The organism is Colwellia sp. BRX9-1 (genome assembly GCF_014077195.1).
GTDB lineage: Bacteria > Pseudomonadota > Gammaproteobacteria > Enterobacterales > Alteromonadaceae > Colwellia_A.
The window spans coordinates 17,324-35,507 of the sequence record NZ_JACGVM010000015.1 but is presented as its reverse complement, the minus strand read 5'-3'; the positions used below and the strand labels follow the sequence as shown (position 1 = coordinate 35,507).

Below are 18,184 nucleotides of genomic sequence, written 5' to 3'. Positions count from 1 at the left end.
CAAGTGCCCGTAAGCAATTTTGCTTTAAGCCTGTTAACACTTTTTATCTATTACCTATTATCAGTTAAAGTCCACCCATAATAAATAAGACGGATAGTAACAGGTTACAGAAAACGCAATACCGTTATTTAACATCACCACACTGCCGCTTAGCGTTATATAATCATAATGAGCGTGCTTTGTAGTACTTCTTTTACGATAACTAATTTATTAGAGGTCAATAACTCTTTCATGGGTAAAGGTGCACTTGGGTCTGTTATCGCTTACCAGCCATCATCCCAAGGTACCGTAACGGCTGCTACTATTATCGTGAACATTAATGACACTAAAAAAACAGCCTTAAAATTAAATAGTGATTTTCAATTAATTATTCGTTAACTTAGTTAGTTGATGCGCTAAAATTAAAAAGGTTACAACTTTTTTGAAAAAACAATCTTCCGCTACTTTAAGCCAAGATATCGATAAAGAAGATGAACTAGTTGAGGGGCTGATCAATAATAATGCTTTCGCTTACGAGGCATTAGTACGTCAATACAGCGCAAAAATGTATACCCTTGCATGGCGCTTTTTTTCCACCGATGACGATGCACAAGAGTGTTTACAAAAAGCCTTCATTCAAGTTTTTAACAATATCACCTCTTTTAAAAAAAATTCAAACCTGTCGACTTGGCTGCACCGTATTACGGTAAATGAAGCGCTAATGATGCTTCGACAAAGAAAAAGGCAAAACACTACCTCAATAGAAACATTTTATCAGCAATACAATGACTATGGAGAGCGTACGCAATTTGCCGATAATTTAGGCCATAGCTTAAACGATAACCTAAATAATAATATTGAAATGCTATTTGAAAAAGGTGAAGCAAAATTATCGCTTAATAATATTATTTACCAACTTCCTGAGAAATATTGTAACGTTTTACTGCTTAGAGACATCCAAGAACTAAGTACCAAAGAAACGGCTGAAATTTTAGCAATATCTGAAGCTTCAGTGAAAACTCAATTACACCGAGCTAGGTTACTTTTAAAAACTATTTTAGAACAGGAAGACATAAAGAACGCAGAAAAAAATTGGAAGGTAAACTGATATGTTAATGATTAAGCGATTAATAGCCCAGCACATGCCAGGTATGTTGACCTGCGAAGAGGTTGACAATTTTCTATATGATTTTCATGGCGGTAATTTATCTTACATTGAAAGCTTTAAATTTAAACTACACTTAAGTATGTGCCCAGAATGCAGAGATTACTTAGAGGGCTATAAAAATGCCATTCGTCTTTCTCAAACAGGGTTTATTAAAGCAGAGCAGAGCCCAGAGGTCCCAGAAGATCTTATACAAGCTATCTTAAAGAGTCGAACGTCTAAATAGTTCATTTTATTAATTCTACTATTGGAAATTTAAAAAAGAATGATCATCAGTCAATTGGAAATTATTGAACAAGGTCAGTTGTATCTTAATACTGTCTCTAAAAAAAATTATACACAAATAGTTCAACCTAACTTTATCAGTTCTGCAGGCACCCATATGCGGCATATTATTGATCATTATTTAGCGATAATGTCAGGTATTGAAAATAAGTTGATTAACTATGATCTTAGGATGCGTGGTGGCCAAATAGAGTTATCTCCTGAACTTGCTATCGCTAAATTAAATGAAATAGCTAATTGGATTCAAGGCATGTCCGAAGACAAGCTCAATCAAGTGATAACATTAGCGACAGAAGTATCGGTAACCAATAAAAATATACAAAAACTACAAACCTCTGTTGCTAGAGAATTAGTTTTTGTCGGTAGCCATGCTACTCATCACTATGCGATGATTGCTCAGATAACTTTTGCTCAAAAAAATGCGCTACAAGCAACCGAATTACCCCAAGATTTTGGCTTGGCGCCTGCTACAGCAACTTTTTTAAGACAGTGTAATGAACAATCTACTGATGCTAAAAGTAAAAATAAACTTTTATCTGTGATTAATTAAATGTGCACGTTAACGTATTTACTCAATGATAATGGTTATGAGTTATTTTTCAATCGTGATGAACAACGTTCTCGCTTATTAGCTATTCCCCCTAAATATTATCCAATAAGTGGCGCCATTTATCCCGTAGACCCTGTTGGTGCGGGTACATGGATAGCTGTCAGCAAAAAAGGCTTATCGCTCGCTTTATTAAATAATTATCAAGCACCGGCTAATAATCACAATAACGTGATCAGTCGTGGACAACTTATTCTTTCTTTACTGCAAAACCAAACGAGTGTTATTGAGCAATTAGAAACTATGGACCTAAAGGTTTTCCAACCTTTTCAACTGTGCATTTTCCCTGAAGATTTATCGATTAAAAAACCAAAAATTCACTGCGTAAAGTGGAATGGTAAGCAACTGATTGAGGTAAGCGTTGATGGTAAGGCTGACTTACCGATAACATCATCAAGTCTTGATTTTATTGACGTGCGCCAAAAGAGAAAATATCGCTTTGAACAGTCTGTTAATGGTAAAGAATTATTATCAAAGCAACACAAAGACTTTCATTTTTCGACAGAAAAAGACGGTAAATATGCGGTTAATATGCAAAGAGAAGATGCGAGAACAGTCAGTATCTCTCACTTATCAATAAAAACTTGTCTCGCTAAAGAAAGTGAAATTTGTTTTGAGTACTTTGATAATGTTTTACAAAAATCTCACACAGTTTTGTCTCCAAAAGAAGAGAGCATTGAATTCGCTTAATATTTATTATTCTCAAATGGCACTTAACTCATCACTTTTATCATAATTTATATACGCGGTTTTAGATGAACCTAAATAAAGTTTTAATAGCTTGTCAGGTGCTGCTGGTAAATTAACACTGAGCAACAAGCCTGGCGTGTCATTGAAATTAACATCTATGCCCGTGCAATGAAATTTAGCCCCTAACTTATAATATTGTTTCAATAATACCGGAACATCTTTACCGTCTTCTTCGATGCCCATCACTAATGCCGACAACTGATTTAAAGAGACAGGTGCTGCGCTAATAAAATCTTTTACTTCTGGATGAAGTTGCCCGGCAAAGGATTTTTTAGCGCTAACGCCCTCTTTATCTGTCACCATAATTTCATCAATTAAGGCAACTGAGCGAGGATCATATAGTTTGCTTAATGATACCGTGCCATACAATGTTCGGTAATGTGGGTTTTGACAGACAAAAGCGCCAATGCCTTTCCATAATAACAGTAAGCCATGAAAACTGTTTTGGTGCGCAGCAATGATAAATGAGCGGCCCATTTCTAAACAAGGTTGTTGTTGATTAATAAACTCAGGCGCAAAATCAAACATTTGCGCAAGATAAAGTTTTGATACATCGCCATTTTTTTGTAAAAGGTCGGTCTGTCCTATTCGATAGGCACCAATAATCTCTTCATTTTTATGATCAAAAATAAATAAATGCATGTACGCTGCATCAAATTTATCGGTATCGCACGCTTCACCACTCCCTTCATCTAAAGTTCTAAACGTTATTTCCCGTAATCGAGTAATTTCTTCTACACAATGTGGAATTTGTTGTTGATAACCATAATAGACAGAGAATGATTTAAAATCTAATAAGTGTTGTATTTCAGGCAGTTGAGCAAGCTCTTTTTTCATTACTTTTTTATCCACCATAGGAATAACCGCTTCAAATGATGTTCTTTGCTCATGCTCAAGCCAAGGGCTAAAATAGTTATCATCGTTTAAATAGCATTGTAAGCGGACAAAATCATTCATTCTTTTAGTACCATTAAATTCATTAAGTTGCTTTATGGTGAGCAGATTATTGGTTTTTAAAGCGATGTTATGTGCTTGTAATTTAAACATTTCATGCGCTAACATTAGTAGTCGAAAACGATAATAAACTCTCCCCATATTATGAAAAAGTTTGCTATTAGCACCTGATATAAAAACAGGTAAGATAGGCGAGTCGGTTTTTGTGGCAAGCTTAATTGCGAGTCGATTCCAATCAGCATCGGCAATTCGTTGTTTATCCGCTTGAAAAAAAGAAACACGCCCTGCAGGAAATATGACCAACAAGCCATCTTTTTCGAGATGTCGAAAACATTGTTTTATTGCCAAGCCATTGATCAAAGCTTTAGGCTTTAATGGATTAGCAAAGATAAAGTAATCTTTAATTTCTTTAAATATTGTTAAACCGACGTTTGCCATGACCTTAGTATCAGCACGAACCTCGGTTAATAAATACGCAATAATAACCCCTTCAATCATGCCATAAGGATGGTTACAGACAATAATACAACGGCCACGTTGCGGTATTTTTGCCAAAACACCATTAATACCAGAAACCTGAACACCTAAACCATTGAGTAATTTTTGTGAAAATTCTTGTTTGTTTAATCCAGATAATTCACAAGACTCATAAACCCTGCGCAGTTTACTTATCCCTAATAACTTATCCCAAAAAGGCCCGGTAATTTTAAGCATTGTGCCCAGCAATGTATTAGGCGCCATAGCCGCAAGACGTAAATCTGAATAAGGTTTTTCTAGTGGTTCATTGTTCATAAAGTCTTCAGTTATAAGGAAATGATTATATTAACGCGATCGAAGGGCTTCCCCGTTAACTTTTGATACTATTTTAGATGTTACACGCAAGATAAAGGTTACAAATTTCACTAAAAAATTAAAGTACTTATAATGTTTTATCACACAAAGGCTGAATTTATCAATAAGAGCTATAACACACTTGGATTAGCCTATGATCCCGCCCCCTCGACAAAGGAATATAGTCTTTAGGTGTATTATTGGTATTTATAACTTAAGCATCTGATAAGGTTTAGTTAACTATAGTCATTATCTCGCATATTGTTGTTAAATAAATTTCATAAAAACGAGCTTTTTACTTAATTTTAACTAAGATTATAAAACAACTAATAATGCTGACACGCTATGTTGTTAATGAGGGAATATGAAATATGGGCTATTTGGACAAAGCGTTAATGAAAGACGAAATAACTGCGGGTATTCTAACATTAAATGCTAACTACATATTAGTAGCAGTAAACACTGAATACTTACTGATGACAGGGCTTGATAAGACCGACTTACTCGGTTATTCAATTGATAAAATACACAAGTTTTCTGCAGATAAAGTTCAGCAAAATAACAGTAACCCTGACTTTGGTCACTTCAGCTCAACTTTACAGCAAAAAGATAACAGACAGCTTCCTGTAGACGTTTGTTTTTTTTCTTTAACAAGAAATAACGAAGAACAAACATTACTCTTTTTTAAAGCAACTAATTATAACGATATTACTAAATCTAATATTTCTATTATTGAACAAATTTTTAACCACTCCAATGAAGCGATTGTAGTGACTGATAATCAAGGTTATATACAAATAGTCAATAAAGGTTTTTCTCATATAACCGGTTATACGCAAGAAGAAGTTTGGGGGAAAACCCCAGCTATCCTAAGCTCTGGAAAACAAGATAAATATTTTTATAAACAATTTTGGCAAAAGCTTATTAATGAAGGGGGTTGGCAAGGCGAAATTTGGAATAAAAGAAAAAATGGTGAAATTTACCCTGAGTGGTTAAATATAAGCAGTATCAAAGACAGTAACGGTCACATTTCTAATTATATTTGTCAGTTTACCGATATTACCAGTCGAAAAAAATCTGAAGAAGAAGTTCACTTTCATGCCTATCACGACACATTAACTAGCTTACCTAATCGACATCTATTATTTGAAAAACTTGAACATTTATCTGAACTTCATCGTGAAACCCCCACTTACTTTGCTGTGCTTTTTTGTGATCTAGACAGGTTTAAATCTATTAATGATTCTCTAGGACACGAAGTAGGAGATGAGTTATTAAAGAGTGTCGCAAATAGGCTTAATGCTAAATTACGTGACAATGACATTATAGCAAGAAGTGGTGGTGATGAATTTATAGTTGTTGTTGAGGGAGAAAAGTCACTAAGAAATTTAGATAAAATTTGTGAACAAATATTATCCCTTTTTGAAAAACCTTTTAAGACCAAATTCGGTGAGTTTAAAACAACGATAAGTATTGGTGTAAGTACATTTCCTTTAGATTCACTTGATGTTAAAGAGCTTATTTCATTTGCTGATGTTGCTATGATGAAAGTAAAAAAGTCAGGAGGAAATTATTATTCATTATTTGATACTAAAGAAAAAGAGTTAATTAAACGTAGGATGGAACTTGATAGAGAAATTTATCAAGCAATTGAAAATAAACAGTTTGAAGTCTGGTATCAACCACAAATAAATGCTGATAATGGTGAAGTTTATGGCATCGAATGCTTACTTAGATGGATTCACCCTGAGCAGGGGATTATATCACCCGCCCTTTTTATTCCAATAGCAGAAGCAAACGGAGCTATTAAAGAGCTAGGCCACTTTGTCTTAAAAAGCGCATGCCGGCAATTACGAGTGTGGAGAATTAATAATTTGTTTACTGGGGTTATGGCGATTAATATCTCATTGCGACAGTTTGATCGCAATGATCTTTTTGCTCAGGTACAAAAAGTATTAACAGAGGAGATGATCCCTGGTAATGCTATTGAACTTGAGGTCACTGAATCTCTTTTTTCTGAAGATAATAATCATCACACTGCTATTTTGGTGGCTTTGAGAGAATTAGGAGTCAAAATCGCAATTGATGATTTTGGTACTGGCTATTCTTCGTTACAACGCTTAAAAAGTTTACCTATTGATAATGTAAAAATTGATAAATGCTTTGTTGATAATATTGTAAATTGTCCAGAAGACAGAGCAATAGTAATGGCATTAATTTTGCTATCGAAAACCTTCAACGTTAGCCTCATTGCTGAAGGTATAGAAACGCAAGAACAAGCAGATAAGCTGTGTGAGTTAGGCTGTAGCAACCATCAGGGTTTTCTTTATAGTAAACCTCTAAGTGCGAGTGATTTTGAAAAGTGGTTGTTAGCATTCAAACAAAAAAATCAACATAACGCTCAACACAAAGAAAATGGCTAATGAAATCATTTAACTTACCGAATCATCCTGACACTGAAGATCATATAAGAAAGCACGCTGAGCTAAGAAATAAATTTCATTTACTAGAAGAAAAACTCACACATTATAATATCGATATACATCATAAAATAGCGATATTTCTTTATAGCTGGCTAGCTAAACATATTTTAAAATCTGACATGGAGTATAAGTCTTATGCACTATCGATAGATGAAGGAAGTTTTATAAAGTGATATACGCTAAACAAGGTCGATATGACGTCCCTTTCGCCATAAAACAACTTTATTAATGAACCTTCCTTAACGATGAGGCAGCGTTGGAGGGCGACTAATTAAAGCGTTCATCTTATTTTAGTCGCGCTATATTTAATGGCCCTTTTTATCTAGCGCCTATAAAGTTATTGAACAAGCCAAGATTGTTCAATAATAATTTCTTCATTTTTATATATTTTAGCGGTAAATAACTGACCCGAATTTATAATGCCCACACCTTTAGGCGTGCCAGTCATAATAATATCTCCATCTTCAAGGGTTAAGAAACTTTGTATATCTGTGATTAACATTTCAGGTTTGTTGATCATCAGTGGGTAATTAGCGAATTGTATAAGAAGGTTATCTATAAATAACTCCATTTTATAACTTTTATAATCGCCATCACAGTTGGCAAAGTTGCTAAATACGGCCGATTTATCAAAAGCTTTAGCTCGCTCCCAAGGTAGACCTTTTGATTTAAGCACATTTTGAAGCTTTCTTTTTGTCAGATCTAAGCCAAAGCCTATACCAGAAATTTTATTGTTCTTAATAATAAAACTGATCTCACCTTCATAGTGTATTTCATCAGATTGATGGCTTTCTATCTCATTAGAAATGGCGGAGTTAGGCTTAATAAAAACTACCGGCTCTGCTGGAATTTCATTGTTTAGCTCTTCAATATGCTCGACATAATTTCGGCCAATGCAGACAACCTTTGAAGGGATAAAGTCGAGACCATCATGCTTAACACTGTTCATTTATGTTGTTCCTTTGTCTTAATAGGTTAACTTAATTTTTATTAATATCAGTTAGCGGGGCCATCGGCTAATGAATAGCTAAGTAAAACACCCTAGCATCAAAATCGTAACATAGGATAACTTAATCATTTATCGATATCGTAGATAAATATAATTTAATAAATATTTAGAGAAATTAGCAAAGAATATTGTAGCTAGATTAGCCAAATCTGATAAATCAGGGGGATTGATTGAAATGAAGTAAAAGTAGCGATTTAGTCGAAGCTTAGTGGTTATATCGCTAAGATTCGACTTAAATCATTGCCTCAACTCATGGTGTTGAATTGAGGGTTTATCTTGTTATTAAGCTTGGTATATCCATTCTAAAAAACATTTAGAATCGGTGTTATTGCCAAACTTGATTAACTTAGTACCATTTTGATCGTTAACAACAACATTGTGTTTGTTAACTGAAATGAAATTAATAGGTGATTTAATTGAATAAATCGTTCCTTTATATGTATAAGACATAATAAAACTCTTTAATTTGCGCTGCTGCGCATTAATAATAAAAGCCATATTACTGTGTGAAAACGTTTAGATATTTATAAATATCTGATCAAGAAATAATGGATCTTGATAACCTCAGACAACAATTTAGGCTTAGTAATTTGAGTGATGACTGACTGTGAAAGGGAAAGACATAACATTGATTATCACAAGTACTAATCACAAGTGATAATAGGTTAAATAAACGAGAGGGGGATAATTAACAAAACAACTATAAACAGCTTAAACGTGAAAGTAAACATTTTTTTAAATTATTATCTATTTATTATTGTTTAGCCTCTATTCCTTACTATTTTAAAAAGTAGAGGCTGTTATACGACTAAAATCTATCGCTTATTTGATGGTACTTAACTGCTGGTATAAATCGATAAACTTTACACGTTTGCGATAACCTTCAAAAAAGTATTTATGAAAGATAGTCCCTGCAGGGTCAATAATCACAACACCAGGATAAGGAATGCCATAATTATCATCGCCCATTTGGTAATCTTTATTAAGAATACCATAGGCTTTTACCGTCGCCGCCGCTTGATCTGACAACAAAGGATAGGTTAATTGATGCGCCTTAGAGAAATCGTTTAAGATGTCAGTACTGTCATAAGAAATAGCCGCAACACCGTAACCTAACGCTTTAAATTTATCAGCATATTCATTGAATTCAATTAAGTGGCGTTTACAAAAGGGACACCAGTCAGCTGAACGAAAAAATAAGATGATTAATCCTTTTTCAGCGGTTAAGTCCTCAATGTTAACCACTGATTTTGTTGCATCTATTACCGTTAAAGCCGGTGCTTTGTCACCCACTTTAGGCCCAACGTTTATTGAAGTCTGCTTGGCAAAAGCGCTGTTAATAAAAAGCATAGAGAAAAGCAAAGTGACAATGACCGGTATATATTTTTTGTTATTAACCATAATTTTTATAAACTCTTATATGAAGTAAATGTTTGTACTAAAACTATAGACCGTGCATCTGCATTATTTACTTCATCTAGTTGTTATTAATTTACCAGAGATAATTACTGTAGTTTTGGCGCAACGCGATGTTGAGTCGCTTGTTCATAACCAAAAGCAGCTTCAATCAAGATACCTTCTTGTAACTTGCCGGAAAACATTGATAAGCCAACAGGTAAGCCATGTACATAGCCCATGGGTAGCGTAATATGAGGGTAACCTGATATTGCCGCAGCAGAAGATGCAGCACCTAAATAATGGTCGCCATTAACCCAATCAATTTTCCACGCGGGCCCTGTGGTTGGGGCAATAATCATATCAAGATTGTGCTTTTCAAGTAACGCATCGATGCCTGCTTGTTGTGTTAAACGTTTCGCTTTGGCGAGTGCATCAAGATAAACTTTATCAGTAATGTCCCCTTTAGCTTGTGCCATCAAAAATATTTCTTGTCCAAAATATTTCATTTCAATATCAGCATTTATTTTATTGAATTCAATCATTTCACTGAGTGATTTTGGCATGCCTGGTGCTGTTTTTGAAAGATACTTATTGAGCTCGTCTTTAAATTCATAAAGCAGCACTTCAAATTCAGCATCGCCCCACTGATCTTTTTTTTCAAAATTAACGTCGTCTACGATCACTGCACCTTGGCTTTTAAGATCTTGTACTGCCTGACTAAAAACATTGTCTAGCCCTTGATGATAACCCATTAGATTTCGAGCAATACCGATACGCTTACCTTTAAGACCATCAAGCTTTAAATGTGAGAGGTAATCTATCGTTGAAGACATTCCATCTTGATCACTTGGGTCTGCTTTTACCATTGCCGCTAACAAAATAACCGCATCGGTTACATTTCTCGCCATAGGGCCCGCTGTATCTTGACTATGCGCAATGGGGATAATACCGTCGCGACTAACGGTGCCTAAGGTTGGTTTTATTCCAACAACCCCATTAATTGCCGCAGGACAAGTCACTGAACCATCAGTTTCAGTACCTATTGTTACCGTAGCGAAGTGAGCCGCAGCAGCAATACCAGAACCTGAACTAGAGCCACAAGGACTAGTTGTTATATCGTAAGGGTTTTTACTTTGTCCATATAAACCGCTCCAACCACTTGATGAAGCGGTTGAGCGAAAGTTTGCCCATTCACTTAGATTGGTTTTTCCTAAGATAATCGCGCCAGCTTCTTTGAGTTGTTTAACCAAAAAAGCATCATCATCTGGAAAATTATTGGCTAAAGCAGTTGAGCCTGCTGTGTTTGCCATACCATCAGTAGTATCTATATTGTCTTTAAGTAGAATAGGAATACCATGCAAGCTGCCTTTAAAGCCATTTTTAAGGAAATAAAGGTCAAGTGCTTTAGCTTGCTTGAGGGCATTTTTATTTAATTGCACCACTGAATTTAGCGTCATTCCTTTGTCATCATATGTCGCAATGCGTTTTAAATAGAATTGCACCAATTGCTCGCTGGTTAATTGTTTACTTTGCATTTGCTGATGAATGTCGTTAATGGTGGTATTTTCATTAATATCGGCACGAACATTAAAAGCCATTACCGAGCAAAAAAATAATAAAGCTAACGGTTGAAAAATTTTCATCTTAATTCCTAAAATATAACGTTGCGCATTTTATAATTTAAATTGGGGGTACTTGTCTATAGATGGCTAATAATTAAACGAAAAGAATCTTTAATTGCTGTTATTAAATCGATACAAAAACGATAAGTTGTTTAATACTTATCGTTTTATAAGGTTATTTTGTCTGAATTAAGCTTTTGAATGTTCCTGTACTTTCGTCCAAGCCAACGCTGAAATTGCGAGTGCAATAGCACTAATTTGAAACACTACACTTTTATCGGCAACTTTACTGATGAATAAACCAATCGCTAAGCTAACTAACAACTGCGGTAATACAACAGACAAGTTGAATAGGCCCATATATAGGCCCATACGAGACTGTTCAACCTTTTCAGACATAATGGCAAACGGTAAACTAATAATAGCAGACCAACCAATTCCTAATAGCGCCATAAGTAAGTAAAGCACTTCTTTTACATCTCCAAACATGACGACTAATCCATAGCCAACGGCCATACTGGCGATGCAATAGGTATGGGTTTTTACTCGTCCTATTTTTTTAGCTACCGGTTCAAGCACAAATGCCGGTAATAAAGCAGACACTGCACTTAAAATGAGAAAACTCATCGCTATAACTTTGCCTAAATCATCGTCTGACAAACTTGGCATTTTGTCTTGAAGAAAAGCAATAATAAAAACAAACATCGTTTGTACGCCAACCCAACTGAAGGAATGAGCGGCTAATACTTTTCTAAAACCAATGCTATTATCACTGCGACTCTCTTTAGCAAATAAAGTAATAACAACAAAATACAAGGTAATGATTGCCGCAATAACTTCAGCCCAGTAATGATCGGTTTTTATACCTGATATTTGTAAAGCCATCGCATAAATATCGTAAATAATGAAACCCCACAAGGGTTTTATGTTCATCAGCACCATTTTAAACGAGACTTTATCTTGAATAACATCGCGTTGACTTACTAATAATTCTTTGGGTTCGCTAATAAAAAAAGGAGCTAATATTGATAGAAAAAACACTAATCCTGCGCCTAAATAAATAAGTATAAAGTTCCCCCACGTAGCACCAACCGCATAAGCCAATACACCAAAGGAGCCTGATACCGTTTGCATCCAGGTATAACCTTTAGTGCGAGCATCACCTTCAGGAGTTACATCCGCGATAATGGCACGTGTTGGATTAAAACTAATATTTATCGATAAATCTAAGGTTAACGCAACAGCAATCGCTACGCCGAGCAATCCTGAGATGCCAAGTGATGAAGAAACAATATCAATATTGGGTAAAGCCAATAACATCATAGCGGCTAACACACCACCGATGAGGATAAACGGACGGCGACGGCCATTCCAAAACCAAACATTATCGCTAATAATACCAACAATAACTTGTCCTAAAATCCCCGCAATCGGTCCTGCGGCCCACACTAAGCCAACCTGATGAATATCAAGACCGTATTGAGTAGTTAATATCCAACTAAGCGCTGATATCTGTACTGATAAAGCAAACCCCATCGCTGTTGCGGGTAGGCTCAATAGCATATAGAAAGATTTACTAAGGTTTTTTTGAATGGCCAACATTTTTATTATTCTCTTTTTATTATTTGCAGTCGCATTAAAGGTTATTGACTAAAATAGTCTTGTACAAACTCAAAACTATTTTTACCTATTTTCTCACCAATTAAGCGACCGGTAATATCATCGGCAGGTGGATGAATACCTCCCCAAATACGTGACAGACTACATTGATCAGAAGCATCTTGATAAGTCGCCCATTGCAGGGTCATATTGACACTTGGCCCTTGTTCAAAAACTAAAAACTCATTGGCAACCACGTCAAATTCGCTCATTCCGCCAGGGAAGTATCGTGAACCTGTCATTGCGGTCATTAATTCGGCAGCGGCTCTAGAATAAGTAGAATGCCCAGATACATAACCGGCAAAAGGTGGGGTTACAAAAGAAGGACGCTGATAAGGCCACCAATTCTCAGCTAAAATCCAATCAACACCGGCTTTATCAGTAGCGGGGTTGTTAATGTAATCTGGGCCTTTCCAGCCATAAATTTTAATTTTTCCGACATTTTGTTTATTGTCCCCTGCTAATGCATCGTTCGCTCCAACAAGTTCGATGTAACCATCGACAAGAAGAATTCCGTTAAGGTGATAAGAAGGTAATTGCTCATCGCTACTTTGTCCTAGGTCGGCCATTGCACGAATGGCTGAAACAGGTCGAATATAATCGTAGCGCCCCTTGATCCCCCAAGCTGCGATTGCCGCGTCATGCATAGTGCCCCCCATGGCAAAATAGCTTTTTATATCCCATTCTAAATTACCTAATATTTCGCCAGTACCCGCCCAACGTTTTTCAAGTAAATTATGGTCGCTAACGGTATTTAGGATGACAAACCAGTGACCCGGCGGTGTTTCAGACTCAGGACCGTCTGCCCAGAACTCGGCGAGTACTCGGCCATAGTCACCACGAGGCACAATCTGCTCTTGGTAAGGTTGGTTAGTTACTGGGTTAAGGATATAACCGGCACTGGTATCTCCGCCGTCAAGTTGATTGTAAAACTCATTATATTGAGAAAAGGTTGTTGGAAAGCTATTAATGTTACCGATACTTTTTGGCGATATATCCCATTCGACACCGTCATTCTCATCTAAATGAGCTGACCATATCGCGACTAACGAAAAGCCCCACTTATATAAATCCGCTGTATCTGAACCTATCAACGGCGGCATCCCTGGATCATGGTAAACCTGATAGTCAAATCCATCACGGGTAAAAACAGTTTTGTCATTTGCAGATAAGGAAAATGGAACAACTTGTCCCCATTCTGGGCTTAAAAATTCAGGCATATCGTCAACAGGGTTTCCTGCTTGATCAATATATCCCTGAATAGAAAGGGGTTGCCAGCGATTTAAGTCAACAATAGTCGGGTTACCCGACTGCCCAGTTCCCAAAGCTAACGCAGGGTTAACCGATTGGTAATGGCGATTACTGTAAAACTGTTGTTCGTTAGCGCCATCTTGTAAGCCAAAATTGATATAGCATTGGGCGATAGCATTACCAAGAGCTGCAGCTGAACCATTAGCATAGTCGACAGAAGTATCATCAACATCAAAGCCTAAGCGCGTCATTAAAGCATCCGCTGTGGCAATAATATTATTGGCTCCAGGTGATAAGCGAAAACGATGTTTGATCATTTTATAACTGGCAAAACTTATCGCTTGCTCTTGAAAAGGGATAATATCGATAGGCAAATCAACGGCTTGTGCAAGACAATTAAACCCAGCAACATTATTGCCCCATAAAAAAGGTTTCACTTGCGGGCGATAAACAGACCAAGCGTCAAACATTGCTGATGAAATATGGAATAAATTTCGAGCATGTACCGTAGGGCGCGCATAGTCATTTCGTATCGCATGCAGTAAAACTTCATTCCACTGTCTTGCAACTGACTGTCCACTTCGCTCGGGTGTTATTGTTATTGGCGCAGCAACAATCACTTCATTTTTACTGCTTGAACTTGAACCACCGCAAGCCGTTAATAATAATGGGCTTAACATGAGTGGCAGGATAATGTTTTTTACTATTTTCATTTTGCTCGGCTTAATCATAAGGTCTACTTATTATTTTTATACTTATTTTGATTCTAACAATTATTGGCTAGCAACTAAATAATTAGTCAATAGCGGCTAAATACGCTCGATAGTCACAAATTTATTGACCGCTACTTGAGTGATCACTGACTCTTCGCCATCAGGCCACACCACACGTATACGGGTTATTATTGACGACTTACCTAAACCAAAGTGTGCTTCAACCGGGTTTTGTGAGACATAATTTGTCCCTGATTTTAATTCCCGCATTTGACGAATATCACCACTACTGACATATATCCTTGCCCCTAGGGCCTGAGAGTTACTGGTTGCATCAATCAATTTGATATTGATAAAGTTATTCTGACCCGTCTTACTGCCTCCATTATTACAAAACAACTTAGGTGGCTCATCATGGTTAGCAATATAAATATCTTGATCACCGTCTTTGTCATAATCAAAACATACTAAGCCTCGCCCCATCGACTTGTCATCAATACCGACATCGATGGATGACTCTTTAAAAGTACCATCGCCATTAGCAAGAAAGAGTCGAGAAGGATCGTCTAAAAACATTTTTTCAATATTTTCGCCATACATACCATTAACAACAAATAAATCTTGTAAGCCGTCGTTATTGAAATCACTAAAACAAGTCGCCCATGCCCAAGAGCTATGACGAACACCAAGCTCGTCTGTTTTATCAAGAAAAGTGCCATCGCCCTGATTCTGATAAAAGCGATTGCCTGGAGACAGCCAACCTAACTTTGCCGGTTCGTCTCGATAAGATATTGCGCTAACAAACCAGTCTAAGTCGCCATCATTGTCGTAGTCAGCCACTGCTGAGCCCATGCCAGTATTATCTGTTATCACTTCATGGTCAGTGATATCGGTAAACGTGCCATCTTTATTGTTTTTGTAAAGACGGGTTTGCGCATAATCTGTTACTAAGAGTAGGTCGACCCAACCATCGTTATTAATATCAGAGAATGTTGCGGTTAAGGTTTTATCGGCATTACTGGTATTTTTTATACCGGCTTCAAAGGTGACATCTGAAAAGGTTGAATCGCCATTATTCTGCCAAAAATAGGCAAAGTAACCGCTACGTTCTTCGGTCCAATGAGTAACAAACAAATCAAGGTCACCATCTTTATCGTAGTCAGCCCAAGTGCCTGAAAAATTATTACCCGGCAGTACCAGACCTGAACTCGCAGTAATGTCTAGGTATTGTTCATTTCCTTGATTAACATAAAGCTTTGCCGCATCGCCACCGACACCACCAACAAATAAATCTAATAAGCCGTCACCATTAAAATCACCAAAAGCAGGACCACTGCCTTTATTTTTTTGAGCAACACCTGAAAAGCTAGCTCGGTCGGTAAAGGTACCATTACCTTGATTTTTTAATAAAACATTGGCTTGCCCTTCACCACCTATCGCGTATAAATCTACCCAACCATCATTGTCAAAATCACCTGCCGCCACACCACCAGACATACCTAATACGCCATCACCATCGGGCATTGAATGGCTAAAGGTAATACCCGCTTGCTGAGAGATTTCCGAAAACTGTAATGATTGCGCACTATTCTCAACGGCATGACACTGATGACTAGCGCTGCCAATGGCAGCCCGCTCAGTAACCTTTGCAGCAATACCAACAACTTGTGGCCCAATTAAAACAGGTGTTTCAACACCTGTTTTCTCGACAGGCTTATCGTTACTCGCGCTTCCGCCACCACAACCTGATAGCGCAGTAAGTGCGAAGCTTAATAAGAAAAGAAAGGGGTAAACGTAAAGTGATGATCGCGTGTTTTTCATGTGAATACCTATCAATAACTTTATTTATTAATGAGCTTGTCATTAATAAACTGTTGATGATCAGCAAAATTTACTGAACAGCGTTGAATAAACTGGTCTATATGCGCTAAGTCATATTTATGTGCTGCATCAAGAGCCTGCTCGGCAAGTTGTTTGTCTTGTGATAACTCAGGAAAAATACCGTAACCGGCAAGCATAGCATGCCAAGAAACTGGTGGGTAAAAACTCACCATACCTGGTTGAATTAGGGCTTTGTTTAAATCATCACCCGCGACCCAGCACTGTACTATTTTCTTTAAATTGTTAGATATATTGGGATTTATGCTATTTTTTCGCCAGTACTCGGTGTCGTCACGCGAACTCAAGCGATAATGAGCGACAATATAATCACGAATGCCATCAAAACGATGATTCATTTTTTCATTAAATCTATCTTGATAAATATTGCTGTACTGACCGAGAGAGAAATCATCAATAAAACCTTCAATACTCTCTTGGACAAAATGTAAAGCGGTCGCTTCAAGGGGCTCAATAAAGCCTTGCGACAAGCCAATAGCGACACAGTTTTTGTGCCAATGTTGTTTGACTCGCCCTACTTTCATTTTTAAGTGACGAACGTCAACGGCTTCATCGACCAATGAAAGTTTTTCTCGTAACTCAAGCTCTGCTTGTTCGCCAGTACAGTGCTCTGAACTATAAACATAGCCGTTTCCAGTGCGGTTAGTTAGCGGAATATCCCACGCCCAACCACATTTCATCGCAGTAGCAATAGTTTGTGAGTTAAGACCTTGCTGAGCGTTTTTATCTCTTGCTACAGAGATGGTCACAGCACTGTCATTAAATAAGTTATCTTTAAAACTGATAAAAGGTACTTTTAATGTTTTTTGTAAAAGTAGGCTGTTAAAGCCTGAGCAATCAACAAAAAAATCACCGGCAATGACCTCGCCGTTATCAAGTGTTAACGATTGAATGTCGCCAGCATCATTTACGTTTACCTCATCAACTTGCGCCAAAATATGCTTAACACCTTTTTTCTGCGCAACTTTGCCTAAAAACTTCCCCAATAAAATGGCATCAAAGTGATAGCCATAGCCAATATCGAAAGGAAAATTATATTCGCCAACCGCAGATTTTTTTTGTTTAGCTAATTGTGCAGACAAAAAGAAACGATCAGGATGACAATCGACGTTAAAGCCTTTACGACGATACTGAGTGTTATAGACAAAGGCAGGAGCAGTATGGGCATCGATAAGCGAAGTAAAAGGATGAAAATAACTTTCAAAACCTACTCGTGTTGACCAGCCATTGAATAATATGCCATTTTTATAGGTCGCATTGCATTGCGGCATCCATTCTTGTTCGGTGACACCTATTTTGTCAAAGAAGCTTTTTAATTGTGGTGTAGAACCTTCACCAACACCAATAACACCGAGCGAAGGAGATTCAATTAACGTTATTGAAACAGGGTGGTTTTGCCACTTTTTAGCCATTAAATTAGCGGTCATCCAACCTGCAGTACCACCACCTAAAATCACCATGTTAAGTTTTTTTGGGGAAGTGCTTTGTGCTGTTTTATCTGGGTGGGCTGAATTTATCATTAATTTTACTGCTTAAAAAATTACCATGACTATCGACAAATAAAAAAGGTGTGGTTTCA

The 18,184-nt window shown here is 37.0% G+C and carries 14 protein-coding genes; 6 read left to right on the top strand and 8 right to left on the bottom strand.

The features are described 5' to 3' along the window. Positions 1-231 precede the first annotated feature (231 nt). The 5 genes from H4J76_RS13825 to H4J76_RS13805 are packed head-to-tail and all read left to right on the top strand — an operon-like array spanning position 232 to position 2,726. Entirely contained in the window at positions 232-378 is a 147-nt protein-coding gene (locus H4J76_RS13825) for a hypothetical protein (protein WP_157470823.1), read from the top strand. A gap of 43 nt (positions 379-421) precedes the next feature. Beyond that, positions 422-1,087, top strand: a complete 666-nt coding sequence (locus H4J76_RS13820) for a sigma-70 family RNA polymerase sigma factor (protein WP_182230813.1) — start codon at positions 422-424, stop codon at positions 1,085-1,087. 1 nt (position 1,088) lies between these two features. Beyond that, complete coding sequence (locus tag H4J76_RS13815; protein ID WP_070374390.1) at positions 1,089-1,370, top strand: anti-sigma factor; 282 nt, start codon at positions 1,089-1,091, stop codon at positions 1,368-1,370. Between the two features lie 39 nt (positions 1,371-1,409). Beyond that, complete coding sequence (locus H4J76_RS13810) at positions 1,410-1,979, top strand: hypothetical protein (RefSeq protein WP_182230812.1); 570 nt, start codon at positions 1,410-1,412, stop codon at positions 1,977-1,979. Continuing rightward, a complete protein-coding gene (locus H4J76_RS13805; RefSeq protein WP_182230811.1) occupies positions 1,980-2,726 on the top strand; it encodes an NRDE family protein in 747 nt (248 codons plus the stop codon). 12 nt (positions 2,727-2,738) lie between these two features. Here the strand turns inward: H4J76_RS13805 and H4J76_RS13800 are convergent, their stop codons facing one another. Then, a complete protein-coding gene (locus H4J76_RS13800; protein WP_182230810.1) occupies positions 2,739-4,532 on the bottom strand; it encodes a lysophospholipid acyltransferase family protein in 1,794 nt (597 codons plus the stop codon). 410 nt (positions 4,533-4,942) lie between these two features. Here H4J76_RS13800 and H4J76_RS13795 point away from each other — a divergent pair, with 410 nt between their 5' ends. Continuing rightward, a complete protein-coding gene (locus H4J76_RS13795) occupies positions 4,943-6,994 on the top strand; it encodes an EAL domain-containing protein (protein ID WP_182230809.1) in 2,052 nt (683 codons plus the stop codon). A gap of 397 nt (positions 6,995-7,391) precedes the next feature. Here the strand turns inward: H4J76_RS13795 and H4J76_RS13790 are convergent, their stop codons facing one another. From H4J76_RS13790 to H4J76_RS13760, 7 genes are all read right to left on the bottom strand, one after another. Continuing rightward, a complete protein-coding gene (locus tag H4J76_RS13790; RefSeq protein ID WP_182214104.1) occupies positions 7,392-8,003 on the bottom strand; it encodes a fumarylacetoacetate hydrolase family protein in 612 nt (203 codons plus the stop codon). A gap of 882 nt (positions 8,004-8,885) precedes the next feature. Further along, positions 8,886-9,464, bottom strand: coding sequence for a peroxiredoxin family protein (locus H4J76_RS13785; RefSeq protein ID WP_259366421.1), 579 nt, complete (start codon positions 9,462-9,464; stop codon positions 8,886-8,888). A gap of 104 nt (positions 9,465-9,568) precedes the next feature. Continuing rightward, positions 9,569-11,104, bottom strand: a complete 1,536-nt coding sequence (locus tag H4J76_RS13780; RefSeq protein WP_220465310.1) for an amidase — start codon at positions 11,102-11,104, stop codon at positions 9,569-9,571. Between the two features lie 168 nt (positions 11,105-11,272). After that, positions 11,273-12,685, bottom strand: coding sequence for an MFS transporter (locus H4J76_RS13775; protein ID WP_182230808.1), 1,413 nt, complete (start codon positions 12,683-12,685; stop codon positions 11,273-11,275). Between the two features lie 41 nt (positions 12,686-12,726). After that, positions 12,727-14,706 carry a vanadium-dependent haloperoxidase gene (locus tag H4J76_RS13770; RefSeq protein WP_182222335.1) on the bottom strand — a complete coding sequence of 660 codons (1,980 nt, stop codon included), beginning with the start codon at positions 14,704-14,706 and terminating at the stop codon, positions 12,727-12,729. A gap of 96 nt (positions 14,707-14,802) precedes the next feature. Next, positions 14,803-16,527, bottom strand: a complete 1,725-nt coding sequence (locus H4J76_RS13765; protein WP_182230807.1) for a CRTAC1 family protein — start codon at positions 16,525-16,527, stop codon at positions 14,803-14,805. A gap of 20 nt (positions 16,528-16,547) precedes the next feature. After that, the gene (locus tag H4J76_RS13760; protein WP_259377148.1) at positions 16,548-18,125 is read right to left on the bottom strand and encodes a tryptophan halogenase family protein; all 1,578 of its coding nucleotides are present in this window, start codon (positions 18,123-18,125) and stop codon (positions 16,548-16,550) included. Positions 18,126-18,184 lie beyond the last annotated feature (59 nt).